This is a genomic window from Xanthomonas bromi (genome assembly GCF_900092025.1).
GTDB lineage: Bacteria > Pseudomonadota > Gammaproteobacteria > Xanthomonadales > Xanthomonadaceae > Xanthomonas > Xanthomonas bromi.
Map to the genome: position 1 here is coordinate 1 of NZ_FLTX01000030.1, position 25,627 is coordinate 25,627.

Sequence of the window (25,627 nt, forward strand, 5' to 3'; positions counted from 1 at the left end):
GTTGCAAGTGGCCGGACAGACGACGGTGCCATCGGGTCGGACGGTCTATTACACGGTGTATCAGCCGGACGGTTCGGCTTTTAATTCCGTCAGCGCGACATCGGCAGCAACACTGAATCTGTCTAGCATGCCTGCCACGGGTACTTACACGATATATGTGGACCCGTACTACGGCGAGATGCTCAGCACGCAGCTGACGCTCACCTCATCGAAATGACTGTACTACGCGATTCCAAGGATGCCGAAATGGAAGCTGGCAACAAGACACTGAAGCATTGGCTCTGGAGCACCAGCCTGGGCATGCTTGCTGCTTTATCGAGCACTGGCTCGGCCAGTTGGGCTCAGTCACCGAACTTGGCGAGCACTCCCGCGACAAATGCGAATGCATCTGCGACAGGCTATGCATCAGTAGCTCAACGGATTTCGCTTAGCGGCGACCAGACGCTACGTCTGGAAGCGTCTGGTACCTCCATAGTCTTGACGACACAGGCCAAGCAACTGCGAGTTCGCTCCTGGACGCTTCCTGAGCAACGCATAGGCGCCAGTCTGACGCGGCTAGCCGATGGACAGGTGCTGATCTGGGGCGGTGCGAGCGCACAAGGCGCACTGCGTGCTGGCGGATATTTGATCGATCCCGAGCAAGATAGGTTGCAGCCTATTGCACTGGCAGGTGTGAGTCCACGTGCGCACCATAGTGCGACGGTGTTGACAGATGGTCAGTTGCTGCTGGCGGGCGGTCTAGGGAATCCGGGTCAAGCTCAACTCTGGAATCCTCAGACCCAGCGTGTGGTGAACTTGGCCATGCCTGCCAGGACTAGCCAGGTCGCTATCCTGCAGGCCGATGGCCAGGTACGCCTGTCTGGAGGGACAGGAGCAAGTGCCGGTGCACGTACCGATCTGTTGTTCGATCCAGTGACTCAAACGTTTGTTACAGCTCGATCTCGCTGGACAGCTTCTGCAGATACAGCGCTGGCTGCATCGCTTCCAGCAACCATGGAAGCCCAGGCCGATCCCGGTACTCGTATCGCACTGCGTTTTACGCGACCGGTGCGAGGCGCGGATGTCAAAGACACGACGGTATCGCTGATGGGGCCAGGGGGACTGGTGGATACGCGCGTATCTACAGCGGAAGGCGGCCGGCTCGTTTTCATCCAGCCCAAGACCACACTCTTTCCGGACACGAGCTACACGGTGCTGACGCAGGGACTGCACGGTCTGGATGGCAAAGGTTTGCCGCTATCTGTCGTTGAGTTCAAGACCCGTGCGCTTGAAGGTGCTGCCGATGCAACAGCCGCGACCGCCAAAGACGCTGGCAACAATACTGCAAACACCCCGAAAAACTCGGCTTTGTTGGGATGTGGCACTGACCATCCGTCTCCCTGTAAGAAGTCGTCCTCATTGATTGAGGGCGCCTGGCAGCCAGGCCAGGACAATACCGATTCGCGTTGGCGTGTCCAGGGTGCGCAACCTGAAGCGTTGCCGGTTAGTGCTCTTGAAGTCGCTGCCATGGCCCGTGGGCTAACCAGCGTCAGCGGTCAAGTTTTGCTGGTCAATGGCCGGCCGCTTGCAGGCGTGGAGATCAGCAGCGGGTTGAGCAAGACACGCACGGACCCAACAGGGCGGTTTGTGCTCACGGGTATCTCCACAGGGCGGCAAGAGCTCTACGTCGATGGCACGGCCGCCAACGTCGCCGGGCGGGAGTATGGTCAGTTCGTTGTGGGCGTAGATCTCAGGGCAGGTGAGCTTACCCGGTTGCCTTACACCATGTACGTGCCCCAGATCAGTGCACGCGATAAGACAAGCATTGCCTCGCCATTGAAGCGGGACGTGGTGGTCACCCATCCGGACATCCCCGGTCTGCAGATCCATATCCCGGCCGGTACCGTGATTCGCGATCGCAAGGGTAATTTGGTGAATGAGTTGGCGATCGTCCCCACGCCCGTCAATCGGGCTCCGTTTCCGGTACCCGCCAACTATCCGATGTACTTCACGCTTGAGCCAGGTGGCGCGCTGATCCAGGGCTTGACGCCGCAAGCCGCGCAGGGTGTCAAGGTGCTATACCCCAACTACGACAAATTGCCCACAGGCACGCAAGCCAACTTCTGGATCTATGAGCCAGCCGAGGGTTGGCGGGTGTATGGCAAGGGGCGTGTAACTTCCGACGGCACACGTATCGCGCCAGAGGCTGGTGTCGGCCTGTATCAGGCGATGGGCGCAAGTTACAGCGTCGATACCAATAACCCGCCTCCTGAGCCTGACAAGCCACCGGTCAGCGACGGCTGTAACTGCGATGCCGGTGGCGCGGGTGCTACCGCAGGCGATCCAATCGATCTCTATACGGGTGAGTTTTCCTATGAAGAGACAGACGCCATTGTTGGTGGCCTTTCACCTATCTCGATTACTCGATTTTACAGGCCACGCGAAGTCCTAAAGCGCGACTTCGGTATCGGTACCGCTGCGGGTTTTCGTTACACGTTGTACTCGCCGACTGGCGATTACAGTCAGCTGCACTTGGTGCTTCCGAGTGGTGCACCCATAATTTTCAGTCGCATCTCCGGAAGTGGACTAACCGGCCAATGGGCGCAAGCGAGTTCCCTTTCAGGCTACGCAGGTTCCACTATTACGCAGGGCACTTCATCGGGGCATGGCTACCTGCTCGTCTTGCGTGACGGCAGCAAAATGTACTTCAACCAATACTCTCCAAATCAGCTCGAGTGGACGACTGATCGGTTCGGTAATCGGGTTGACTATGTTTATGATGCCGGTTTGGTCTCGCGCATCGTATCGGCGAATGGCCGCTATCTCGCGATCACCTACGACAGCAGCAATAGGATCAGCAGCGTCAAGGACCCATTGGGAAGCAGTTGGTCCTATGCATACAACTCTGACGGATATCTCAGCAGGGTCACTCGCCCTGATGGGACTACGCGCAGCTTCACCTATAAAGTGCGTGAAAAAACCTTGATGATTCCCGCTCAAGTGCGCTTGCAGGGAATATTTGATGGCAAGAATCAGCGCGTGCTATGGAACGAGTTTGAGGAAGATTTTGGGCTATTGACCGGACGTGTAGTCAAGCAGACGCAGGCAGATGGCGGCGTGTTGACCATCGACTATGCCCATGTCGAAGGAAGCACGCTCGGCAGATTGATTACCAAGCCTGACGGTAGCAAACGACGTGTGACATTTGATCCAGCAACCCTTTATCCGAAGACCGACACTGCCGCCTATGGGACAAACCTCGCTCAGACCATTACCTACGAACGCGGTACCGGCGGGCAGATAACGGCCCAAATCGATCCGCTCGGGCGGCGCACTGAATATTCCTACGACGGTAGCGGTCGTAAGACGCAGATCAAGATGATGGCGGGGACGACTGAGGCGCGTGCTATAACTCTGACCTATAACGCTGATGGCGATCTTGAATCAATCACTGACCCGCTGAATCACAAGACGACTTTTGGTTACACCAGTCGTTGTTTGACATCTGTTACCAATCCCCTGGGCAAGGTGACCAAAGCAACCTGTAATGCCGCAGGGCAACGTCTTACTTTGACTGATGCCTTGAATCACACCACTAACTTCATCTGGACCGGCGAAGACCTGACTCAGATTAGTGATCCTCTAGGTCGCAATGTGCACTTCCGCTATGACGTGCTTGGGCGGATGATTGCCGCCCAGGACGTGCAGGGCAACCTCTCGCGGATGGAGTACGACGGACTGGGTCGGGCAGTGAAGTCCATCGATCCGTTGGGGAATACCGTGCAGACGGGTTTCGACGCCAACGGTAACGTGGCCGCAATCCTGTTGCCGCACGGCAACGGCGTTACTTATACCTACGACGAACGCGACCGTCGCGTCACTCGTACGGATGCGCTAGGCCAGGTGGAGCGCTGGACCTACGACAAGATGGACCGTGTAAAGACCTACACAGATCGCCGCAAGCGTGTCACCACCTACTCCTACGACACCTTGGGTCGCCCGACCACGACGACCTTCCCCAGCATGGGCGGCAGCCTGACCGCAAGCTACGACGCGGGGAATCGCATGGTGGCGCTGATAGACAGTTTGTCCGGGACGCTGGGCTGGGACTATGACAACTTCGATCAGGTCGCTGAAGCCAATAGCCCGCAAGGGACGGTTACGTACGGCTACGACGCGGCGGGTCGCCGCAGGAAGATGCAGGCTGGCACTCAGGCTGAGGTTTTCTACGGCTACGACGACGCGGACCGCCTCAAGGACATCACCCAAGGCGCCGAGAAAGTAATCTTCGCCTACGACAATGCCAACCGCCTCACCACGCAAACGCTGCCTAACCAGGTGCAGACGGTCTACACCTACAACAATGCCGACCAGGTTACCGGCATGGCCTGGGGCAAGGCCGGGCAGCCAGCGCTAGGCAGCCTTGGCTACGGCTACAACACGGTTGGCCAATTGGTTGCCCAGACCGGCACACACGCGCCACAGGCACTTCCTGCTGCCAGCAGCGGGAACACCTTCGACGACAACAATCGGCAGACCAGTGCCAACAATGTGGCATTGAGCTACGACGAAAGCGGCAATTTGCTCTCGGACGGCAGCCGCAACTACGTGTGGGATGATCGTGACCGGCTGAAAGAAATCCAGCAGGGTGGCGCGACGATCGCCAGCTTCAGCTATGACGCATTGGGACGGCGGACGGCTAAAACTGAAGCTGGCACGAGCACCCAATACTTGTACGACGGTCTGGACACGGTGCAGGAGACACAAGGCACCACCATCAACCCGATCCTGACCGGGCTTGGCATCGACCAGCGCTATGCGCGCGACGACACGGGTGGCAGGACATACTTCCTGACCGACCAGCTGGGTAGCACGCGCTTGCTGACGAATGCGGCGGGTAGTGCAGTACAGCGGTATGAGTATGATCCGTATGGCACGACCACTCAAAGCAGCGCGGCTTACACTAATCCCTATCAGTACACCGGACGAGAGCGTGATATCAGCGGGCTTTACCATTATCGCGCGCGTTATTATCGCCCACAGTGGGGGCGTTTTATTAGTGAGGATCCTATTGGGTTGGCTGGCGGAAACAATAGCTACGCATACGTGGGCGGAAATCCAATTTCGTACGTAGATCCGAACGGGACGATAGCGTGGTTAGCAATACCATTCTTATGTGCCGGAGGCGGCTGCGAGGCAATGCTTGCCGGCTTGCTTGCATGGAGTGCCTACAACGCTACTCCCGCCGGGCAAGAAGCTAATAAGGATTTGGCGAATCAGCTTGAGGATCTATGGCAGGCAAAAGAGGATTCTGAACAAAAGCCCAAAAACTGCCCGACTGGAACTTTACCCATTGATAAAGCTAAAGGTAAATTTGGATTTGATAAAGATGGTCTTCACGGAATTAAAGAAGGCGTGGGGGCAGGTCCAAAGACTTGGACAGGTATCGCGCCAAATGGGGACGTGTGGACTGGCGGTCCCGGCGGAGTCGGTGAAAATCATGGTCCCTACTGGCCGTATCTCCCTTGAGGTGAATGATGACTGAGGATAGTTATAAAATTTCGCTGCGTATATGGCACCCAACATCGTCAAGTAGCACAATTGTAGATGAAGTTGGTTTGAAATCTAATTTTTTGCAGAGTGTTGGTGACCGTAGAAAAAATCCAAACGGCAATGAGCTGGATGGATTTTATAAACAGAGCTATTGCACATTTTCCATTGCGGAAAAGGTCTGCGGATGCTTTGTCGATGGCTTAAACTCGGCTTTGCCATTATTGAAAGAAAAACGGGATTACTTCAGTCAAGTTAGGCGTGAAGGGGGGAGGTTGGATCTATTTGTCGGAGTCTTTGTAGAGTCATCATCTGGATTTATCTTAAAATACGTAGACATGGGTGCGTTGGCAGATCTCGGAATTGACTTGTCGGTAGAATTTTACATCTGACCGGTTGAGCGCGCCATCTCCGGCCACGGCGTGTTGCGCGTGCTGGACCGACTGGCGCACAGTCGCGGTCTGCCGAAGGTGATCCGCACCGACAACGGTAAGGAGTTTTGCGGCAAGGCCATGGTGACCTGGACGCATGGTCGTGGCGTGCAGTTGCGGCTGATCCAACCGGGCAAGTCAAACCAGAACGCCTACGTCGAATCGTTCAATGGCCGACTGCGCGACGAGTGCCTCAACGAACACTGGCTCCCAACACTTCTGGATGCGCGCACCGACATCGAACGGTGGCGTCGCGAGTACAACGAGGATCGACTTAAAAAAGCAATCGGTGGCATGACACCAGCTGCCTATGCCCAGCACCAGGCCAACAGCGATATCATCACCCCGGACTCTAAACCCGACTGTTACTCAGGATGGGGGGCGTCGATTGCGCAGCAACGCATGAAATAGGCGTTCTAAGACCGGCGCAGCGCCACCAGATGCAGTGGCGATCGCTGTCATATCGCTGCCATCTGCAGCAGCCGTTGCTTGCGCCACAAGCCTCATCGCCGCCAGCGATCAGCTCATGCTTTCTGGGTCGCTCGCCGCTAACCAAACGTTTACACACCGGCGGCGCGCTGCGGGCACAACGTGCGGGTCATCCAGCGGGATTTGCACATGGAAACCCATATCACTGTCATCGGCGCCGGCTTCTGCGGCACCGCGCTGGTCCGGGCGCTGGCGCAGACGGCCGATGCGCAGGTCCGCATCACGCTGGTCGGCGTCGCCGAGACCTTCGGCAGTGGGATCGCCTACGGCGCAGCGCGGCCGGAGCATCTGCTCAACGTGCGGGCCAAGGATCTGGGCATCGACGCGCAGGCGCCCGGCGCCTTCGCCGACACCCTGCATCTGGGCGACAGCGGGCGGCTGGAGTTCCTGCCGCGGCTGGCGTATGGCGATTATCTGCGCAGCGAGCTGGATGCGGCGGTGAGTGGCGCGCAGGCGTCGATCATGCGGCTGTCGCAGGAAGCGGTGGCGGTGGAGCGGGTGCGCAAGGGATTTCGCGTCTTCCTGGCCAACGGCGATGCCTTCCAGAGCGATCGGGTGGTGCTGGCGGTGGGCGCGCTGCAACCGCAGGCGCTGGCGGGTATCGGCCCACGCCTGAGCGTGCATCCGCGCTACATCGGCTGGCCGTGGCAGGGCGATGCATTGGCACGGTTGGCGCCGGACGACGATGTGCTGATCGTCGGCACCGGATTGACCATGGTGGACGTGGCGCTGACCCTGCAGACGCGTGGTCATCGCGGCCGCTTGTTGGCGATTTCGCGGCGCGGGCTGCCACCGCAGGCGCATCTGCGCCAGCCCGGCGCGCCACTGGAATTGCCGCCGCATCTGCAGCGTGCACTCAAGGATGCCGATCTGCGCAGCCTGCTGCGCGGAGTGCGGCAGCTCAGCGCGGTGGTGGATGATTGGCGTCGCGTGGTGGATGCGCTGCGCCCGCATCTGCAGCCGCTGTGGCAGCACCTGGAGCTGGCGCAGCGCGCGCGCTTCCTGCGCCACCTGCGCCCGTACTGGGAAGTGGCGCGCCATCGCGTCGCGCCCGGTGCCGCCGAACAGCTTGCGCACTTGCAGGCGTCGGGCCAGTTGCAGATCGTGTCTGCGCGCTTGTTGCGCGCGCGTTGGGTGCCCGATGGCGTGGAAGCGGTGATCCGCCAGCGCGGTGCTGCCGACGCGCAGACCGGTCACTACGATGCCGTGATCCGCGCGACGGGGTTGGATACCGACATCGACCGCACCAGCGACCCCTTGATCGCCGGCATGCGCGAAGCCGGTCTGTTGCGCGCCGATCCGTTGGGCCTGGGGGTGGACACCGATGCGCAACTGCGCGTGCGCGATGGCGCCGGGCAGATCGTGCCGGGGCTGTATTGCGTGGGTCCGTTACTGCGGGGGCGCTATTGGGAAATCACTGCGGTGCCCGAGTTGCGTGTAGCCACGCGCGCGCTGGCCGACCGGCTGTTGCCGGGCGCGACTCCGGCGTTACAGCCGACGCCGGAGCCGGTGCCGCGCAAGGTCACTGCGCGGTTGTAGATGCGGGTGTTCGATGACACTGCGGTGGAGGAAGTGCTTGCCTGTGTTCCATCTGGAATGCTGCGCTCGGTGGCAGCCAATCTCCGGATCTGTGCACGGCGTCCGCCAGGCAGCGCAATCATGCCGCGTAATGCGTAGCGCAGCCTGCCGATGCCGCGCGAACTGGGCCATGTTTGCGGTCCTGGGCGCTCAAAAGCTCAGGCTGTGCATCCCTTCATCTGCCTGGAGTCCGCCATGCCACGTCTTGTCCCTACCGTGATGTTTGCCACGCTTTGCGCGTGTGCGCTGCCCGCCCTGGCCGCCGAATCGCTGAATAACCGCGCCGAAGTTCTCGCTGCCCTGGACGCCGGCTACGACGTCAGTGTGAGCACCGACCTGGCACGTTGCACGCCCGAAGAAGGCACGCCGGTCACCCAGACCCGCGGCGGTCGCCATATCGATGCCTATCGCATTACCGCCGACGGCACCGTGGCTTTTTCCGATGCGCATTTCACCGTGGCCAACGACGGCAAGCCGATCCAGCAGTTCATGCGTTACCAACTGCGCCCGGATGAAAGCCTTCGCTTCACCACCTACATGTACGACTTGCCGGGCCTGCAGCAACGTGGGCCGGTGCTGGCGTATCAATGCAAGATCAATGAAGGCGTACGTTTCCACGCCGATTAAGCCGTACCGAGTGTTCTGCGATGCTCTCCCATGCACGGCGTCGCAGCCCTCGAAAAGCCGCGCGGACGTCTGTATGAGCCGCACGGCTTGCTGAGGTCGGACACCTTGGCTCAGGTAGGGCGATAAACGGGGCGGGGGCTGGAATGCGGCCGCAGCATGGCACTCGCACGACCGTGCGAGACGGCCGGCAGCGGCAGAGTGCCCCTTGATGCCGCCTTGGCCTCACAATAGGCGGCCAGTTCCCACAACCGATGTCGCCATGCGCAAGACCTACCAGCTCAACCTCGAAGGCAAGAACCGCGATCGTCTGCTGGAATCCAGTAAGAACGATATCCGCAAGTACATCCGCCGCGAGCGTCGCAAGGACCTGCCGGACGGCGCGGACTACTGGGACTTCGATATGCGCTTCGGTGTGGATGAGGCCAGCGCGGCGGCGCTGCCGCCGGCCGAGCTGATTCGTTCGATCAACACGCTCACAGCCGAGGGTGGCGACCAGTTCTTCGTCGAAATCCTGCGCAAACCGGGCAAGCGCGTGCCACGGGCTGAGAACGATCACGCGTTCGGTGATGGCGAGCTGGATTTCGAGCAGGACTGAGATTTCGTCGTCATCCCGTTGAGGGCACGCCGATGCGGGAAGACGCGCTCCGAGAATGCTGTTGCCTGCGTCGCATTGGACGGACGCTGCGTCTTGTCTTGCCGGTGCCAACCAGCACGGGTCGCACCAGCGCGGCAAGGCGCCGACAGTAGCGCGCGCGCTCGTGGGCCAGATGGACGATGACGCCACCACGTGCGAAGTCCGCTGCTGCGATGGACGGCGCTTGTCGCCCGGACGTAGCGGTTCGAGCGGGCTGTGGAGATCTATCTGATGACTGTTTGTGACGAAGCGTCGGCCGCTCTCAGCCGGGCTTGCCGGGCTGCGATTGCGCCTGCGCTGCGGCGCGTAACTTGTCCTTCTTGCTCGGCCGCTTGCCCTTGATGCCGCCGTGGTCATCCGGTGCGCGCACCTCCACGCCCGACGCGTTGTCGGCAGGTACGTCGGTCGGGGTCGGCTCGAAGCCTTCGATCACACTGGTCGGCACGCGCAGGCCCTGGCGTTTTTCGATCAGCCGCCACTGCTGGGCGCTGTCGGCGGTGACGAAGCTGATCGCCACGCCGCTGGCACCGGCGCGTGCGGTGCGGCCGATGCGGTGGGTGTAGTCGACGGTGGAGCGGGGCAGATCGTAGTTGAGCACCGCCGGCAAGGCGGCGATGTCGATGCCGCGCCCGGCCAGATCGGTGGCCACCAGCACCTGCACGTCTGCCTGCTTGAAGGCCCGCAGCGTGCGTTCGCGGCGGCCCTGGCTCAATTCGCCGTGCAGCGGTAACGCTTCGATGCCGGTTTTACTCAGTTTTTCAGCCACCTTGTCGGCCGTGTGACGGCTGGCGACGAACACCAGCAGCTGCGGCCAGGCGTGTTCCTGCAGCAGATGGCGCAGCAGCTGTGTGCGCTGGCCGGCATCCACCGCGATGGCGCGTTGCGCGATTGCAGGTGCCTGTTCGGGCGTGGCTTGGATGGTGATGCGCAGTGGCTCGCGCAGGCGACGCTTGGCCAGCGATGCGATGGCGGGCGGAAAGGTGGCCGAGACCAGCACGCTTTGCCGCTGCGCCGGCAGCAAGGCCAGGATGCGATCGAGCTCGGCGCCAAAGCCCAGCTCGAGCAGGCGGTCGGCTTCGTCCAGCACCAGCGTGGCCACCTCGCTCAGGCGCAGCGCGTTGTGCTCGACCAGATCCAGCAACCGGCCGGGCGTGCCCACCACGATGTCGGCACCGCCGCGCAACGCCAGCAATTGCGGATTGATCGAACCGCCGCCAGTGGCAACCACCGTCTTCAGACGACGCGGCAGATGCGCGCTCAGCTGGCGCAGCGTGTCGTCCACCTGCGCGGCGAGTTCACGCGTAGGCACCAATACCAGCGCACCCAGCACGCGTGGGACAGCCTCGGGTGCCAGGCAGCGTTGCTGCAGCAATGGCAGCGCATAGGCCAGGGTCTTGCCCGAGCCGGTCTGCGCCATCGCGATCAGATCGCGTCCGGCCAGCATCGAAGGGATCGCCTGCTGCTGAATCGGTGTGGGTGTGCGCACGCCGGCCTTGGCCAGCGCGGTAGCGAAGAACGGCTGCAGCTGCGGCGACAGCGAGAGATCGGAAAATGACATGCGCCGATTATCCAGGCATTTGCGCTGCAATGGTCGGTGGTGCGTTATGCGTGGTTGCTGTCGCGCAAATGGGTGGATCATCCGCTCCTAAAAGTCGATGCATCTGCACCGTTCGATCATTTTTCAGGACGGCCGGATCTTGAGCTTCAGCACTGTCTGGATGTTCCCAAGCCGAATTGGTCGAGGGCGCGATGCCCTCACCGCTTGCGGGACACGCCGTACATCCGTCGCTGGAGGCTCGGTGGCGGCATCCATGCCGCCACACGGTCCCGCAAGCGCTAAGGACATCGCACCTGCCAACTTGGTCGTGTGCGGATGGAAATCGCAACGCCGGCCATGCTCAGCTGGCGGTGAGCGAGCGGTCGTGTGAGCTGCGCTTAGTTGGCCAACGCCAGATCGTCCAGCAAGGCACGCAGGAAGCGCGCGGCTTCTCCACCGGTGGCGGCGCGGTGATCGAAGGTCAGCGACAGCGGCATCACCTTGTGGGTTTCCACGCCGCCCATCACCGGGGTCAGCTGGTAGCGCGCGCGGCCGGCCGCCACGATGGCCACGCACGGCGGTACCACCACCGGCGTGGCATAGCGGCCGGCGAACATGCCGAAGTTGGACAGCGAGATGGTGTAGCCGCTGAGTTCGGACGCGGCGATGCTGCGGTTTTCCACCTGCTGGCGCAGCCGGTTGACGCCTTCGCGAATGCCGTGCGCGTCCAGCATGTCGGCATTGCGCAACGCCGGCACGAACAGGCCTTCTTCGGTATCCACGGCAATGCCGATATCGATCTGGTGGTGCAGCGTGCGGCTGAGTGCGTCGCCGTCGAACCAGGCATTGAGTGCTGGCACCGCCTGGCAGGCGCGCACGATGCCGCGCACCAGGCGCACGGTGACATCGTTACCGGGCTGCCAGGCGTGCAGATCGGCATCGTCGTTGAGCGTGGTCGGCACCACCTTGGTATGTGCGTCTGCCATCACGCGCGCCATGTTGCGGCGCACGCCCTTGAGTTGCTCGGGTTGGCCCTTGACGACCATGCTGGGCGATTGCGTGCGCATCGGCTTGCCGCTGGCCGAGAGCGGCGAGCGGGCCGTGCTGCCCTCATCCGCCCTGCGGGCACCTTCTCCCGCAGGCGGGAGAAGGGTCGTCGTTGCCGGTCGATCTCTGCCGTCGGCAGCGATTCCATCGGCTTTCCTACCTTCACCGAGCGGACCACCTCGTCCTCCGTCACCGAGCAGACCACCTCTCCCGCTTGCGGGAGAGGTCGGCGCGCCCTGCGCGCCGGGTGAGGGCCGCGCGGTGCCTGCCGCTGCAGCCTGTTTCACGTCTGCCAATGTCACCGTGTCCTCCGGGCCGGTGGCACGCACCTGCGCCAGGTCCACACGCAGCTTGCGCGCCAGCGCGCGCACCACCGGCATGGCGCGCACGCCGCCGACGGCGATGGCCTGTTCGCTCTGCACGGCGTTGGAGCTCTGCATGGCGCCGACCACGGTGCCGGCGTCGTCGCGCTCGCCAGCGCTCTGGCCAGCATCGGAATCGGCATCGGCAATCTCGCCGCCGTTATCGGAGGCGACCACGCGCGCGGTGTGCCCGGCGGCGCTGTCGCCGGTGCTCGGTGTGGGGGAGTGGGTCGGCGCTGGGCCGTGCGCATGGCCGGTATCCTGCCCATCGGCACGCTGCGGCTGCGAGGCATCCAGCGCGAACTGCGCCAGCATGGCGCCGGTCACCACTACATCGCCGGCAGCGCCGGCCAGCTTGACCACCGTGCCGGAGAACGGCGAAGGCACGTCGACCACCGCCTTGGCGGTTTCCATCGACACCAGCGGCTCGTCCAGGCGCACGTTGTCGCCTTCCTTGACGAACCACTCGACGATGGTGGCGTCGGGCAGGCCTTCGCCCAGGTCGGGCAGATGAAACGTCTTGCTTTCGCTCATGGCAGATTCTCTTGTGCCGCCGGCAATGGCGGCAGGGTGTCTTCGAGGAGTTCCAGGTCGGCCGCCGGCAGCCAGCCCTGCGCGCCATCGGCGCGCTCGGACCACCACCAGCCCCCGTGTTCGTGATGCAGCAACACGTCCTCGCCTGCCTGGGCATCGAGTTCGCGTGCGTCGTAATCGCGCAGGGCTTCGGCCCGGCCGTCGCCCGGCGGGCGCAGCCAGGCCAGCGGCGCCCAGCCGGCACGGCCACCGTCGGTGGTGACCCAGGCAAACGCCGGCCATTCTTCGTCGCGCACGCCCACACTGACCTGTTGGCCTGCCTGGAAGCGGACCGGGTTGGCGTAGGCGGCGCGGTGCGCGCAGAGCAGACGGGCGCGCATGTCAGCCGGCAGCCACGGCGCGACGTGCCGCGGTCACGATGCGCTCCACGCTCGGCAGGTACTTCATTTCCAGTCGGAACAGCGGGATATGCGTGTCGTAACCGGTGACGCGTTCGACCGGCGCAAGCAGGTCGTACATGGATTTTTCCGCCAGCTGCGCGGCGATCTCTGCACCGAAGCCGGCACTGCGCGGTGCCTCTTGCACGATCACGCAGCGGCCGGTCTTCGCAACCGATTCGGCAATGGTGTCGAAGTCCAGCGGGCGCAGCGTGGCCACGTCGATGACTTCGGCGCTGATGCCTTCGCCGGCGAGTTTGTCGGCCGCTTCCAGCGCTTCTTTGACCTGCGCGCCCCAGGTGACCAGGGTGACATCGGTGCCGTCGCGCAGCACGAAACACACATCCAGCGGCAGCGCTTGCCCATCGTTGGCGACCACTTCCTTGTACTGGCGATAGATGCGCTTGGGCTCCATGTAGATCACCGGGTCCGGGTCGCGGATCGCGGCCAGCAACAGGCCGTACGCGCGTTGCGGCGAGGACGGCAGCACTACGCGCAGGCCAGGCACGTTGGTGAAGATGGCTTCGTTGGCTTCGCTGTGATGTTCCGGTGCGCGGATGCCGCCGCCCCACGGCACCCGCAGCACCATCGGGCAATGCAGGCGGCCACGGGTGCGGTTGCGCAGGCGTGCGGCGTGGCAGATCAGGTGGTCGACCATCGGATACACGAAGCCGTCGAACTGCGCTTCGGCGACTGGTTTCATGCCTTGCGCGGCCAGGCCGACGCTCAGGCCGGCGATGGTGGTTTCGTCCAGCGGCGTGTCGAGCACGCGCTCGCTGCCGAAGCGCTGCTGCAGGCCGGCGGTGGCGCGGAACACGCCGCCGTTGACGCCCACGTCTTCGCCCAGCACCAGCACCGCGGGGTCGTGTTCCAGCTCCCAGGCCAATGCCTGGGTGATGGCTTCGATCAGGGTGATGGGCGAACTCATGGCGATCTCTCCGCGCGTTGCCGCAGCGTTGTAAGGGGCACCGGCGTGCTGCGACGTGTCGGCGTGCACATGCTTGAGCTCATCCATGACGCGCCTCCAATGCCATCACTTCGGCGCGCTGCGCCAGCAACTCGGCCGGCGGGTCGCCGTAGAGGTAATCGAACATCGCTTCGACCGGCTGCACCGGCGTGTTGAGATAGGCGTTGACCTCGTCGTCCACGCGCGCGCTGCAGGCGGCCTTCCAGGCATCTTCCTGCGCCTCGTCCCACAGGCCTTGCGCAGTGAGATAGCGGCGCAGGCGCAGCAACGGTTCGCGCGCCCAGCCCTGCTTGACCTCTTCTTCGCCGCGATAACGCCGCGCATCGTCGGCGGTGGTGTGGTCGGACAGGCGATAGGTCAGGAACTCGATCACCGTGCCGCCATCGCCGGCCAGCGCACGCACGCGTGCCTGACGCATCGCTTCTAGCACGGCGACCAGGTCGTTGCCGTCCACCTGCAGGCAATGCAGGCCGCCGGCCAAGCCCTTCTGCGCGAGCGTCTGCGCGCCGGTCTGCGCCGAGCGCGGCACCGAGATCGCCCAGCCGTTGTTGATCACGCACAGGATCAGCGGCAGCTTGTAGGCGCCGGCCGAATTGAGCGCGGCGTAGAAGTCGGTCTTGGAGCTGCCACCGTCGCCGCAGCAGGCCACGGCCACCTGCTGTTTGCGCTGCAGCTTGAACGACAGCGCCGAGCCGGCGGCATGCAGGCACTGGGTGGAGATCGGCACGCAGATCGGGAAGTCGATCGCCGCATCGGCGTCGCGCGGATAGTCGCTGCCGCGCTCGTCGCCGCCCCAGTACAGCAGCACATCGCGTGGGCGCACGCCGCGTTCGAACATGGTGCCGTACTCGCGGTAGCTGGGTGCGAACACATCGCCGCTGCGCATCGATGCACCGATGCCCACATGCGTGGCCTCGTGGCCGATGCAGGCAGCATAAGTGCCCAGCTTGCCGGTGCGCTGCAGGGCCACCGACTTGGTGTCGAAGGTGCGTACGAACAACATGCGCTTGAACAGGGCGAGCAGCTGTTGCGGGTTGGCGGCGTCGGCGGGAAGGTCGTCGCGGACCCAGTGGCCGTCCGCGTCCATGTACTGCAGATAGTCGATCTGGAACTGCGCGGCTAGGCTCATTGCGACGACACCTTCATCAAGAAGTTTCAAACGATATGAGTTGTCATGTTAAGGACGGCGAAGCAAAACGCCGTCCTGCACCGCAGCACACGATCATGCTGGCTTGCACAAAAGAAGGGCGTGGACTACGCCACGCCCTTTGTCGCAGTTGAGAACTGCGACGTGTTGCACTGCGATCAGCGACGCCCGTCACCTCCGCCAATCGGGGTGACGATCAGCGCAATGTTGTCGGCCGGATTGGCATCGGGCGAGCTGGAGGTGGCCGTCGCCTGCACCCGCACCGCGCCTTCGGCCGGGATGGGCCTGGCCGCCACGGTCAGCTGGAACGCTGCCTGCGTACCGGGCAGTACCACGGCGGTGGTGCTGCATACGACGCGGGCACTTCGCAGCGACTGCGTCTGCTTGTCGCAACGCCAGCCTTGCGGTGGCACCAGCTGCGACAACGCCGACACCGTATTGCCTTCGATCACCAGGCTGGTGCGTTGCGCCGGTGCGGCGCCGACGTTGTCCAGCAGCACGCGGTAGGTGGCATTGAAGGCGGTGGTCGGCAGGCTGGTCGGTCCATCCAAGCGCACCGCCAGGTCGCTACGGGGTTGCGGACGTGCTTGTACCTTGACCGTTGCGGTGTCGGTGTCGGTGTCGGTGTTGTTGTTGGGTTGCGGATCGGGCGATTGCGAGGCGACCGAGCCAGCCAGCATCAAGGTGCGTCCAGCCAGTTCCGGGCTGGCATCGAGGTGCACCGTAAAGCTTTGCTTGGCGCCGGGGTTCAGCGCTGGCAGATTGCAGGTGAACGTGGTCTGCGTGGCGTTGGTCTGGTTCTGGCAAATCCAACCCGTCGGAGCCGTGATACGTGCCCGCACCGGCAGGTCGAACACCAGCGCCAGTGCTGTGAACGGTGCCCGATCCGGCCCACGGTTTTCCACATCTACCGTGTAGTCGATGCGCTCGCCTTCCGTGACTTGCGCACGTGCAGCCGTGACCACCACGCCCAGGTCGGCATTGACCTGCTTGGTCATGCGCAACAGCACCACGGTGGGGTCGTGATCGGACAAGCGCGTGGGTGTATTGGCGTCGTTGCGCGCGGTGCCGGGGAAATCGGCATTGATGCGTGCATGGCCGACCGAGAGCGAGGCGATCTGCGGCGCGCGCATCAGCGCGTCGTTGGCCAGGATGTGATCCAGCGACTGCACGTTGCCGTCGAAGGCGTACGAGTAGCTCTGGTCGGGCGTGTTGAACCAGGTCAGGTCGGTGTAATCCGGGTCGACCAGATCGGCGCCATCGCCGCCCACCACGGTCTGCGCATCCGGCGCCGGTTTGCCGGTGACGGTGCCCATGGCATCCACATAGCCGTCGTTGAACTCGAAGGCGTTGACGTCGCCCATCACCAGCACGTTTTCGTCAGGGTTCAATTGCTGACGCGTCTGCAGCAGGCGCGCCAGATACTCGGCCTGGGCCTGGCGTTTGGCGCGGATGCGGGTGCCGGCGGCATCGTCGGTTTCGGCGCCGTTGAGCGAGCGTTGATGCACCACGATGGCGGTCAGCGGCAGCGTGCGGCCATCGGCCTGGTGCACGTTGGCAGTGAGTACCAGCGGCGGGCGCTCGTTGAGCAGGCTGACACCACCGGCCGGCTCGGTCCAGGTGGTGGTCTTGCCTTCCTGCGCAATGGAAAGCACTTCCACGCGCGGCACGCCACCGGCAACCTCGGCGGTCTTGATCAGGAAGCCGACGTCGATGCCGCCAACGTCATTACCTTCCTGCAGATACGCCACGTACCTGGGATCCTGCTGTCCAGCGGCCACCGCATCGGCATTGACGCGCGCGGCCAGGGTCTGCAGCACGCTCAGGTTTTCCACTTCCACCGTGCCCAGCACGTCGGGCGTATGCAGGTAGTTGCGGATCGCCAGCGAGGCCTTGTTGAGGCGGGCCTGGAACGCGGCCGGGGTGAGTACCGGTTCGCCGATCGCCGGGTCGTTCTGGTCGTCGAAGAACCGTTCCATGTTGTAGGTGGCCACGGCCACATCGTCTGCCTGCGGCATCGGTGCGGGGCGTGGTTGATCGGCACCGTTGCAGGCCACTTGCGGGGTGCGTTCCGGATACAGCGTGTAGCGGCGGAAGCTGTAGTCCAGCGGGCCGACCACGTTGAGCACCAGGCAGCCGGAAGCCAGATCCAACCGCTCGGCGCCGACGCCGGCACTGCCGACCGCAATCACTTCCGGGTTGGTATTCCAGCGCGGCACGCCGGCAGGCGAACCGGCCGGCAGGGGGTCCGGCAACTGCACGCCGGGTTCGCGATAGGCGCGCGGCACGCCGGTGACCACGGCATGGGACACGCCATTGCTGGTCGCCGTGGCGTTGGTCTCGTTGACGCTGCCGCCGGTGGGTGTATTGACGGTGAGGCTGGCGGCGGCCACGCGCATGCCTTCCAGCGCTTCGAGCTGATCGAAGGCACCGTTGGGGTTGGGGAAGTCCGGGCGCAACATCACCGGCGCAGGCAGCGGGTTGCCGGTGGAATCGGCCAGCACGGTGACGCTGCCGCCGATCTCGGTCAGCGGTGGCTGGGTCAGGTCGGCGGTGGGCACGTATTCGATCACCGTGCCCTGCACGCGCACCCGGTTGCCGATGGCGGCGGCGTCCGGCGGTGCGCTGCCGGTATAGACATAGACGCCCTCGGAGGAGGACGGGTCGGCGTCGGCTTCGGTATCCGGGGCCTGCAGGAAGAACCCGGCGCTGCGGCGCGCCGTCACGATGCCCGAGGTGGCAACCACCTGGCCCTCCAGCGGCGAGCGGGCGCCCTTGCCCTGGATGGCATGGATCGGCAGCAGATTGAAGTCATCGTTGAGAAGGGTGCCGGTGGCACTGAGCGTTGCCGGCAGCGCGCCGGTGAGGCCGCTGATCTGCAAGCTGAAGCGCTCGTCCGGCTCGGAGACGGTGTCGCCCAGCACATCCACCGCGATGGTGGCCGTGCGCTCGCCTGCGGCAATGCGCAGGCTGGTGGCGGGCAGGGCGACATAGTCGCTGCCGGCGGTGGCGGTGCCATCGACGGTGGTGGCGGTGAAACTCACGCCGCCCGCACCGGCCGGCTGGCTCAGGCTCAGCGTGAACACGATGCTGCGGCTGCCGCTGTTGCCTTCGGCCTGGCTGACATCGGCCAGCGTGGCGACTGGCTGGCCGCCGCCGCTGCACAGGCGCGCGGCGCTGGCGCTGTTGCGCGGGGTCGGCGTGCCGGGGACGAAATCGGCCGCGTTGTTGTCGGTATCGGTGCAGCCATCGCCTGCGCGCAGGACCGACAACGTGTTGCTGGGAGCCGGCGTGGGCCCATTGCCTTCGGCGCAACTGGCATTGCTGCCGTAGCCGACCAGATCGGCGTTGCCGGTGGGGCAGGTGCCGCTTAACGCGGAGGCGCTATTGCGCAGCGCCACCTTGCCGGCGGTGCCGCTCAGGGCCAGGGTGCCGGTGGCGTCCGGTGTGGGCAGCGCAACGCTGCCGCCGCTGCCATCGGCCTGCTTGATCAGGTAATAACCGCCGGCCGGCACGCTGCCCGCCAACGGAGTGACCTGCCAGCTGCTGCCGGCGGCCGAGGCGTACTGCACCGACCAGCCGTCGAGATTGACCGTGGCGCTACCGATGTTGTGCAGCTCGATGAAATCGCTGCGGAGGGTGGCGCCGCTATTGCCGCCACCGCCGTAGACCTGGCTGATGACGACCTGGGCATTGGCGTGGCCGGCAATGGCCAGCGCACACAAAAAGACGGCTGCACGACGCTGCAACACATGCATGAGATGAGAGTCCCCTGATCCTTGAGACGTGAAGCGCTCCCCTGGTCCGGCCACGTCCCTGGCCGGCAGCGCCGTTCGATTCTGCATGAATTTGCAGACCTAGGTTGACGATACGGTGACAGCGACGCACCGGCTGCGACTGCGCCGGCGGCACACCAGGTGGTTCAGGGGTGAAGGAGTTGGGCGGCGGCTCATGGCCCTGGTGCGGCACCCCGACGGGCCGGCGACTCTGCAGGCGATCGAAGGCAGCGCCCGCCGTCCCAGCACCTGCCGACCCCACGGCAGCGAGTAAACGAGCAGGCGGCCAACAGGCGGCTAAACCCGAAGCGATTCCGAACCGGGCGCAACAACGCCCGCAACCCCCCGAACCTGCCGCGCCCGCCCGCCATCGATCAGCGGACGTTCCCTGCCATCCCGGCGAGACCAGCCACCCGGTGCGACATCCGTGCCCGCCTGTCCAGATCGACGCCCACGCAGGAATGACTTCCAGATTCCAGGCGCATCCAACCGGCAACTTCAATCCGCCACGACCATCACCGCCCTCCGCCATTCCCCCATTCCGCGGCGGCTGCCAAGCCGCCGCCAGCGCGCTACCCTGCGTGGCCCGATCTTCAGCGCTCCGCCATGCCCGTCGACAAGAACCTGCGTGACCTGGAACCCGGCATCCACACCGATCTTGAGGGGCGGCTGACCTACGGCGGCTATCTGCGTCTGGATCAGTTGTTGTCCGCGCAACAGCCCTTGTCCGAGCCGGCGCATCACGATGAGATGTTGTTCATCATCCAGCACCAGACCTCCGAGCTGTGGCTGAAGCTGCTGGCGCACGAATTGCGCGCGGCCATCGTGCATCTGCAACGCGATGAGGTCTGGCAATGCCGCAAGGTGCTGGCGCGCAGCAAGCAGGTGCTGCGCCAGTTGACCGAACAGTGGTCGGTGCTGGAAACGCTCACGCCCAGCGAGTACATGGGGTTTCGCGATGTGCTGGGGCCTTCGTCGGGCTTTCAGTCGTTGCAGTACCGCTACATCGAGTTTCTGCTCGGCAACAAGAACCCGCAGGTGCTGCAGGTGTTCGCCTACGACCCCCCCGGCCAGGCGCGGCTGCGCGAGGTGCTGGAAGCGCCCAGCCTGTACGAGGAATTCCTGCGCTATCTGGCCCGCTTCGGGCATGCGATTCCGCAGCAATACCAGGCCCGCGACTGGACCGCCGCACACGTGGCCGACGACACCCTGCGGCCGGTGTTCGAGCGTATCTACGAAAACACCGACCGTTACTGGCGCGAGTACGCCCTGTGCGAGGACCTGGTGGATGTGGAAACCCAGTTCCAGCTGTGGCGCTTCCGCCACATGCGCACGGTGATGCGGGTGATCGGCTTCAAGCGCGGTACCGGCGGCTCCAGCGGCGTCGGCTTTCTGCAGCAAGCGTTGGCTCTGACATTTTTTCCGGAACTGTTCGACGTGCGGACGTCGGTGGGCGTGGAAAATCGTCCAGCGCAGGGCAATGTCGGTACGGCGGATAGCTGAGCAACGCACCGCGACGAAGTTGGGCCGGACTGGCTAGGGCAGGTAGCTTGGTCAGGCGAAACCAGCAAAGACAAGACATCAGGAACGCAAGAAGCAGGCACTGCAAGGAGCTAACACCTCAAGGAGCTAACACCTCAAGGAGCTGCAGCGCACCGGCGCAGCCGTGCGCTCAAGCGCCTCTCCCTGCGGGAGAGGGGTTGGGGTGAGGGTACGGGCGTCATCCCAGTGACCAGCCACCGTGCCCATGCTGGGAGAGGGCGATCGGCACCGCCCCGCGACTTCGCACCCTCATCCGCCCTTCGGGCACCTTCTCCCGACGGGAGAAGGGAGGCGGTGCAGACATTCTTCCCGTCTACCGTCATCAGGTCGCCGACTCCGGCGAATTTGACGCGTACATGACGTCTAAGTGATCCTCGCGCGTCGCCCCGGGGTTCGCCCTGGTGCCCCAGCCATTACTGAATACGCAAGGGACCTCTATGAGCGTTGACGCTGCCGCGCCGACATCCGCTTCCACACCGCCGCAGCCGCCGGCGCCTCCCGAGTTCCCCACGTTGCTCGGCCACCCCCGGCCGCTGTGGTTGCTGTTCATGACCGAATTCTGGGAACGCTTCGCGTTCTACGGCATTCGCTGGGCGCTGACGCTCTATATCGTGGCTGAGTTCTACCAGGGGTCTGGTGTCGGCGAGGCGCCGGCCAACCGGCTCTACGGCGCCTATTTGGCGCTGGTCTACGCCTCGGCATTGTTTGGGGGCTTCGTCGCGGATCGATTGATCGGCTACCAACGCTCACTGTTGATCGGTGCAGTGGTCATGTCGGTTGGTCTGTTCCTGATCGCGGTACCCAACGACCAGGTGTTCAAGATCGGCTTGGCGACGATCATCGCCGGCAACGGCCTGTTCAAGCCGAATGTCTCGACCATGGTCGGTAAACTGTATCCACTGAACGACCCGCGCCGGGATTCAGGATTCACGATTTTCTACATGGGCATCAATGCGGGCGGCTTTGTTGCGCCGATCCTGACCGGCCTGCTTGCCGACAAGTTGTTCGGCACTGAAGCGATGCCGGCTTACAAGTACGTGTTCATCGCCTCCGGCGTAGGCATGTTGATCAGTCTGGTCTGGTTCTGGCTGGGGCGTCGCCAACTGGGACCGGTCGGTTTGCCGCCGGTTGGTGGAGAAGGCACGGGCCGAACGCTGGCGGTCCTGGTGGGCACGATTGTTGCCATTCCGGTCGCCTATGGGCTGCTGCTGATCGATGCCAGCATCCTTGGTTGGATATTGACCATCCTGTTCCTTGCCCTATGCGGACTGATCCTGTTCGAAGGCATCCGTGAAGGCAAGGTACAACGCGATCGCGCCGTCGCCATGCTGATCGTCTTCGTGTTCAACGTCATGTTCTTTATGTTCTTTGAGCAAGCGGGCAGCTCGTTCAATTTCCTTGCCCAGAACATCGTCGAGCGCGACCTTGGCGGCTGGATGTTCCCGGTGGGTTGGTTCCAATCGGTCAATACGTTGGCAATTCTGGTGCTTGGCCCGGTATTCGTCTGGCTGTGGGTCGCGCTGAAGTCGGCCAACCCGTCCATCCCTCGCAAGTTCGGCTTGGGTCTGATCTTCAACGGTCTGGCCTTTGCACTGCTGATGTACGCCTTGTCGGCTCTGGTCGACGATGCTGGCAAGATTCCCTTCTGGACGTTGTTCATGGTCTATGTCATCCAGACCGTCGGCGAACTGTGCTTGTCGCCGATCGGCTTGTCGATGACAACTAAACTTGCGCCGGCCAAAGTGGTCGGTTTGGCCATGGGAGGCTGGTTCTTGTCGACCGCGATTGGCAACAATCTCTCGGGCATCTTCGCTTCAGCGGTAAGCGGCGAGACCGGCATGACCGTGGCGTCTGCATTGAAAGGCTACACTTTTGGCTTCTGGTCGTTGATCGCCGCGGGTGTTTTGCTGCTGGTGATTGCCCCATTGGTTAACAAGCTGATGCATGGTGTGAAGTGAGGAGAACAGCGATGCCGATCAAACCCCTTGTCTGTGGTCTGTTGCTGACGGGTCTGTTGAGCGCCTGTGGGCAGACCAGCAGCCAGCAGGAAGCGCCACGGCCGTTGGATACGTCGATACAGAAGCCGCCGAGCGCCGACCCCACCCAACCGGTGTCTTCGGGCAATACGCCGACCGCAGCGGATATCGCCGCGGCCGCCGCGCTCAACGCGCAGTACGACCCCTCGCGCGATCCGGCCGCCGATCTGGAGACGGCCAAGGTCGAGGCCAAGCGCGGCGGCAAGCGCATCGTGCTCAATGTCGGCAATGCCGCCTGCGAGCCGTGCAAGGCGCTGGACGAGCTGATGGGCGGCGACGCCGAGCTGCGCAGCTTCCGCGACGCGCACTTCGTGGTGGTCAAGGTCAACCGCGATGCGGCCAACGAGAACGCGGCCTTCCTGTCGGCGTTCGCCCAGCTCAACGACTTCCCGTCGCTGCTGGTGCTGGACAACGACGGCAAGCTGCTGACCACCCAGTCTGGTCCGGAGTTGCGCAAGGGCGAGGGCTTCGACCGCAAGAAGCTGTTCGATTTCCTCAAACAGTGGGCGCCGCCGCAGGCCTGACATGCTGCGGCGACGTCGTACAGGAACCCCGCACTGCTGCGGGGGTTCTTGTTTTGCGCGGGGGTTTTGTTTTGCAGCGTGCCAAGGCACATCGGCTGGCGCGCACGCGGCGCGTCTTCGACGCACGCTGCCTTCTGCGTTAAAAGAAGCCGCATCGTTGGCGACCGCAGCGCACCACGGCACGACTCGTCCTGCGGACATGCGCGGCTTGCGAATCAGCGAAGAGCAACGACCGAACGTTCCGCGCGCTATCTGCAGGAGCCGCGCCAGACGTAGCGCCGCACGTCCAGCACCGGCGCCAGGGCTGCGCCAGCGTCGCCCGCCAGCACCCGGCCGCAACGGGATCAACTCCTGTGCGGCGCCAAGGCACCACGCCTTAGCTCCTCAACGCGGCGCTGCTCAGTCCTTGCTGGCCATCCGCGGCAGCCCGTCTTTGGCCAGCCGGTCGATCAGCTTTTCCAGGATCTGCTGTTCTTCCGCGCTGAACACCGACATCAGCCGTTGTTCCATCTCGTTGACCAGCGGCGCGACGGTCTCATACACCTGACGCCCGGCCGGCGACAGCGCCAGCATCGAGCGGCGGCGGTCGTCGCCGTGGGTCTCGCGGCGGATGAAGCCGCGCTCCAGCAGGCGCGCCACTGCACGGCTGACGGCGACCTTGTCCATCGCCGTGCGGTCGGAGACCTCGCTTGCCGAAGAGCCGGGGTACAGCGCCAGAATCGTGATCACCCGCCACTCTGGGATCGCCATGCCGTAACGATCGCCGTATACCTTGGCAATGTTGCTGCTGATCCGGTTGGACAGCACGCTCAGGCGATACGGCAGGAACTGCTCTAGGTTGAGCAGCACGGGATATTGCGGCGGATGGGGGGCGTCGAGATCGCTCATGTTGCACTGTGTCTTGATTTTGGTTTCATTTGCAACTACAAACCGAGGGTGGCCTGCGCATTCTCGCGGGTCTTCTGCTACTCCGCATAGCCCTGCGGGCCCCCAACGTGGAGAAACGACGATGAGCGTACAACCGAACACTACTGTAGCCCGCCCCGACCCAGGCATGCAGGTCACCACCTTCGACAATCCGATGGGCATCGACGGCTTCGAGTTCGTCGAATTCGCCGCACCGACCGGCCAGGCCGAGCAACTGCACGCCTACTTCCGCAAGATGGGCTTCAGCGCGGTGCTGCGCCACCGCAGCCGTCCCATTACTGTCTATCGCCAGGGCGGGGTCAACTTCCTGCTCAACGAAGACCCCGATTCGTTCGCTGCCGATTTCGCCGCTGCGCACGGCCCGTGTGCCTGCGGCTTTGCGATCCGCTTCCGCACCCCGGCCGAGACCGTGCTGCAGACCGTGCTGGGCAATGGCGGCGAAGCGGTGCAGGACAAGGCCGACACCCGCGCGGTCCCGGCGCCGGTGGTCAAGGGCATCGGCGACTGCATGCTGTATCTGGTGGACCGCTACGGCGACGCGGGCAGCATTTATGACGCCGATTTCGAGCCGATCGAAGGCGCCGGCCAGCACCCGGCCGGCTTCGGGCTGACCTTCATCGACCACCTCACCCACAACCTGTATTTCGGCAACATGCAGCGCTGGTCGGATTACTACGAGCGGCTGTTCAACTTCCGCGAGATCCGCTACTTCGACATCAAGGGCGCCAAGACCGGGCTGGTGTCCAAGGCGATGACGGCGCCGGACGGCATCGTGCGCATTCCGCTCAACGAATCGTCCGATCCAAAGAGCCAGATCAACGAGTATCTGGACGCCTACCAGGGCGAAGGCATCCAGCACATCGCCTGCTTCACCGACGACATCTATGCCAGCGTGGAAAAGATGCGCGCCGCCGGTGTGAGCTTTCTCGACACGCCGGACACGTATTTCGATGTGGTGGACCTGCGCATCCCCGCGCACGGCGAAGACGTCGAACGCCTGCGCCGCAACAAGATCCTGATCGATGCGGACGTGGACACCAAGCAACGCAAACTGCTGCAGATCTTCACCACCAACTGCATCGGCCCGATCTTCTTCGAGATCATCCAGCGCAAGGGGAATGAAGGCTTTGGCGAAGGCAATTTCCAGGCGTTGTTCGAAAGCATTGAGCGCGACCAGATCAAGCGTGGGGTGCTTTGAGGGCTGGGATTCGGGATTGGTGATTCGGGAGTGGTTTCAGGCGCTGCGGCTCTGTTGCTAACTGTCGGATGCTTCGTTGAGGCCATGCGTGGTGTGATTTTGAGGGCCGGGATTGGTGAGTCGGAATTGACCTGGGGCACTGCGGTTTGGCTGCTGGTCGGGTCAGCCGGGGTGTTACGAAGCGTGGAGTGCCTCTAGGGCCGGTTAGGTGATGCAGCCGCTGCTGTGATGCAAGACGTGAGGTGTTCGGCCATATCCCAGGGCAATCTGACTAATCAAAGCAGTAAAGCCGCACATGCTCAAAG

At 63.5% G+C, this 25,627-nt stretch carries 17 protein-coding genes and 1 pseudogene; 11 read left to right on the forward strand and 7 right to left on the reverse strand.

The features are described 5' to 3' along the window. The 7 genes and pseudogenes from XBLMG947_RS23370 to XBLMG947_RS22605 form a co-directional block, all read left to right on the forward strand. Positions 1 to 217: hypothetical protein (locus XBLMG947_RS23370; RefSeq protein ID WP_209437475.1), on the forward strand; the 217-nt coding region annotated here is incomplete at its 5' end. 29 nt (positions 218 to 246) lie between these two features. Continuing rightward, on the forward strand, positions 247 to 5,508 hold the full coding sequence (locus XBLMG947_RS21460) for an RHS repeat-associated core domain-containing protein (protein ID WP_245228148.1): 5,262 nt from the start codon (positions 247 to 249) through the stop codon (positions 5,506 to 5,508). Between the two features lie 8 nt (positions 5,509 to 5,516). Further along, on the forward strand, positions 5,517 to 5,921 hold the full coding sequence (locus XBLMG947_RS22600; protein ID WP_139074383.1) for a DUF4279 domain-containing protein: 405 nt from the start codon (positions 5,517 to 5,519) through the stop codon (positions 5,919 to 5,921). A 3-nt stretch (positions 5,922 to 5,924) separates the two neighbouring features. Further along, positions 5,925 to 6,371, forward strand: a pseudogene (locus XBLMG947_RS09880) (integrase core domain-containing protein); the annotation flags it as partial. A gap of 207 nt (positions 6,372 to 6,578) precedes the next feature. Further along, complete coding sequence (locus XBLMG947_RS09885) at positions 6,579 to 7,988, forward strand: FAD/NAD(P)-binding protein (protein WP_065468196.1); 1,410 nt, start codon at positions 6,579 to 6,581, stop codon at positions 7,986 to 7,988. 234 nt (positions 7,989 to 8,222) lie between these two features. After that, positions 8,223 to 8,654, forward strand: coding sequence for a VirK family protein (locus XBLMG947_RS09890; protein ID WP_065468199.1), 432 nt, complete (start codon positions 8,223 to 8,225; stop codon positions 8,652 to 8,654). A 259-nt stretch (positions 8,655 to 8,913) separates the two neighbouring features. After that, positions 8,914 to 9,249, forward strand: coding sequence for a DUF6172 family protein (locus XBLMG947_RS22605; protein WP_065468201.1), 336 nt, complete (start codon positions 8,914 to 8,916; stop codon positions 9,247 to 9,249). Positions 9,250 to 9,550: 301 nt separating this feature from the next. Here XBLMG947_RS22605 and XBLMG947_RS09900 read toward each other — a convergent pair whose 3' ends face one another. From XBLMG947_RS09900 to XBLMG947_RS09925, 6 genes are all read right to left on the reverse strand, one after another. Beyond that, the gene (locus XBLMG947_RS09900) at positions 9,551 to 10,846 is read right to left on the reverse strand and encodes a DEAD/DEAH box helicase (protein WP_065468203.1); all 1,296 of its coding nucleotides are present in this window, start codon (positions 10,844 to 10,846) and stop codon (positions 9,551 to 9,553) included. Positions 10,847 to 11,223: 377 nt separating this feature from the next. Then, positions 11,224 to 12,768, reverse strand: coding sequence for a dihydrolipoamide acetyltransferase family protein (locus XBLMG947_RS09905; protein ID WP_065468205.1), 1,545 nt, complete (start codon positions 12,766 to 12,768; stop codon positions 11,224 to 11,226). Then, positions 12,765 to 13,148 carry an SH3 domain-containing protein gene (locus XBLMG947_RS09910; RefSeq protein ID WP_065468207.1) on the reverse strand — a complete coding sequence of 128 codons (384 nt, stop codon included), beginning with the start codon at positions 13,146 to 13,148 and terminating at the stop codon, positions 12,765 to 12,767. The genes XBLMG947_RS09905 and XBLMG947_RS09910 overlap by 4 nt, the downstream gene beginning before the upstream one ends. 1 nt (position 13,149) lies before the next feature. After that, complete coding sequence (locus tag XBLMG947_RS09915) at positions 13,150 to 14,220, reverse strand: alpha-ketoacid dehydrogenase subunit beta (RefSeq protein ID WP_065468209.1); 1,071 nt, start codon at positions 14,218 to 14,220, stop codon at positions 13,150 to 13,152. After that, a complete protein-coding gene (pdhA, locus tag XBLMG947_RS09920) occupies positions 14,213 to 15,301 on the reverse strand; it encodes a pyruvate dehydrogenase (acetyl-transferring) E1 component subunit alpha (RefSeq protein ID WP_065468212.1) in 1,089 nt (362 codons plus the stop codon). Before pdhA ends, XBLMG947_RS09915 begins: the two co-directional genes overlap by 8 nt. A gap of 176 nt (positions 15,302 to 15,477) precedes the next feature. Continuing rightward, positions 15,478 to 19,077, reverse strand: a complete 3,600-nt coding sequence (locus tag XBLMG947_RS09925; RefSeq protein WP_065468214.1) for a lamin tail domain-containing protein — start codon at positions 19,075 to 19,077, stop codon at positions 15,478 to 15,480. A gap of 624 nt (positions 19,078 to 19,701) precedes the next feature. Between XBLMG947_RS09925 and XBLMG947_RS09930 the strand changes: the two genes are divergently transcribed. From XBLMG947_RS09930 to XBLMG947_RS09940, 3 genes are all read left to right on the forward strand, one after another. Further along, positions 19,702 to 20,598, forward strand: coding sequence for a tryptophan 2,3-dioxygenase (locus XBLMG947_RS09930; protein ID WP_065468216.1), 897 nt, complete (start codon positions 19,702 to 19,704; stop codon positions 20,596 to 20,598). Positions 20,599 to 21,074: 476 nt separating this feature from the next. Further along, a complete protein-coding gene (locus XBLMG947_RS09935) occupies positions 21,075 to 22,595 on the forward strand; it encodes a peptide MFS transporter (protein ID WP_065468218.1) in 1,521 nt (506 codons plus the stop codon). 11 nt (positions 22,596 to 22,606) lie between these two features. Then, a complete protein-coding gene (locus XBLMG947_RS09940) occupies positions 22,607 to 23,197 on the forward strand; it encodes a thioredoxin family protein (protein ID WP_065468220.1) in 591 nt (196 codons plus the stop codon). A gap of 399 nt (positions 23,198 to 23,596) precedes the next feature. Here XBLMG947_RS09940 and XBLMG947_RS09945 read toward each other — a convergent pair whose 3' ends face one another. Then, the gene (locus XBLMG947_RS09945; RefSeq protein ID WP_065468222.1) at positions 23,597 to 24,085 is read right to left on the reverse strand and encodes a MarR family winged helix-turn-helix transcriptional regulator; all 489 of its coding nucleotides are present in this window, start codon (positions 24,083 to 24,085) and stop codon (positions 23,597 to 23,599) included. Positions 24,086 to 24,206: 121 nt separating this feature from the next. Here XBLMG947_RS09945 and hppD point away from each other — a divergent pair, with 121 nt between their 5' ends. Further along, positions 24,207 to 25,322: a 4-hydroxyphenylpyruvate dioxygenase gene (hppD, locus tag XBLMG947_RS09950; RefSeq protein WP_065468224.1), complete on the forward strand. Its 1,116-nt coding sequence runs from the start codon at positions 24,207 to 24,209 to the stop codon at positions 25,320 to 25,322. The last annotated feature ends 305 nt before the right edge of the window (positions 25,323 to 25,627 follow it).

What these genes read in the sequence shown, in the direction of transcription:
- XBLMG947_RS21460 (WP_245228148.1), top strand. Translation starts at nt 247, where the DNA reads ATGGAAGCTGGCAACAAGACACTGAAGCATTGGCTCTGGAGCACCAGC.
- XBLMG947_RS22600 (WP_139074383.1), top strand. Translation starts at nt 5,517, where the DNA reads ATGACTGAGGATAGTTATAAAATTTCGCTGCGTATATGGCACCCAACA.
- XBLMG947_RS09885 (WP_065468196.1), top strand. Translation starts at nt 6,579, where the DNA reads ATGGAAACCCATATCACTGTCATCGGCGCCGGCTTCTGCGGCACCGCG.
- XBLMG947_RS09890 (WP_065468199.1), top strand. Translation starts at nt 8,223, where the DNA reads ATGCCACGTCTTGTCCCTACCGTGATGTTTGCCACGCTTTGCGCGTGT.
- XBLMG947_RS22605 (WP_065468201.1), top strand. Translation starts at nt 8,914, where the DNA reads ATGCGCAAGACCTACCAGCTCAACCTCGAAGGCAAGAACCGCGATCGT.
- XBLMG947_RS09900 (WP_065468203.1), bottom strand. Translation starts at nt 10,846, where the DNA reads ATGTCATTTTCCGATCTCTCGCTGTCGCCGCAGCTGCAGCCGTTCTTC.
- XBLMG947_RS09905 (WP_065468205.1), bottom strand. Translation starts at nt 12,768, where the DNA reads ATGAGCGAAAGCAAGACGTTTCATCTGCCCGACCTGGGCGAAGGCCTG.
- XBLMG947_RS09910 (WP_065468207.1), bottom strand. Translation starts at nt 13,148, where the DNA reads ATGCGCGCCCGTCTGCTCTGCGCGCACCGCGCCGCCTACGCCAACCCG.
- XBLMG947_RS09915 (WP_065468209.1), bottom strand. Translation starts at nt 14,220, where the DNA reads ATGGATGAGCTCAAGCATGTGCACGCCGACACGTCGCAGCACGCCGGT.
- pdhA (WP_065468212.1), bottom strand. Translation starts at nt 15,301, where the DNA reads ATGAGCCTAGCCGCGCAGTTCCAGATCGACTATCTGCAGTACATGGAC.
- XBLMG947_RS09925 (WP_065468214.1), bottom strand. Translation starts at nt 19,077, where the DNA reads ATGCATGTGTTGCAGCGTCGTGCAGCCGTCTTTTTGTGTGCGCTGGCC.
- XBLMG947_RS09930 (WP_065468216.1), top strand. Translation starts at nt 19,702, where the DNA reads ATGCCCGTCGACAAGAACCTGCGTGACCTGGAACCCGGCATCCACACC.
- XBLMG947_RS09935 (WP_065468218.1), top strand. Translation starts at nt 21,075, where the DNA reads ATGAGCGTTGACGCTGCCGCGCCGACATCCGCTTCCACACCGCCGCAG.
- XBLMG947_RS09940 (WP_065468220.1), top strand. Translation starts at nt 22,607, where the DNA reads ATGCCGATCAAACCCCTTGTCTGTGGTCTGTTGCTGACGGGTCTGTTG.
- XBLMG947_RS09945 (WP_065468222.1), bottom strand. Translation starts at nt 24,085, where the DNA reads ATGAGCGATCTCGACGCCCCCCATCCGCCGCAATATCCCGTGCTGCTC.
- hppD (WP_065468224.1), top strand. Translation starts at nt 24,207, where the DNA reads ATGAGCGTACAACCGAACACTACTGTAGCCCGCCCCGACCCAGGCATG.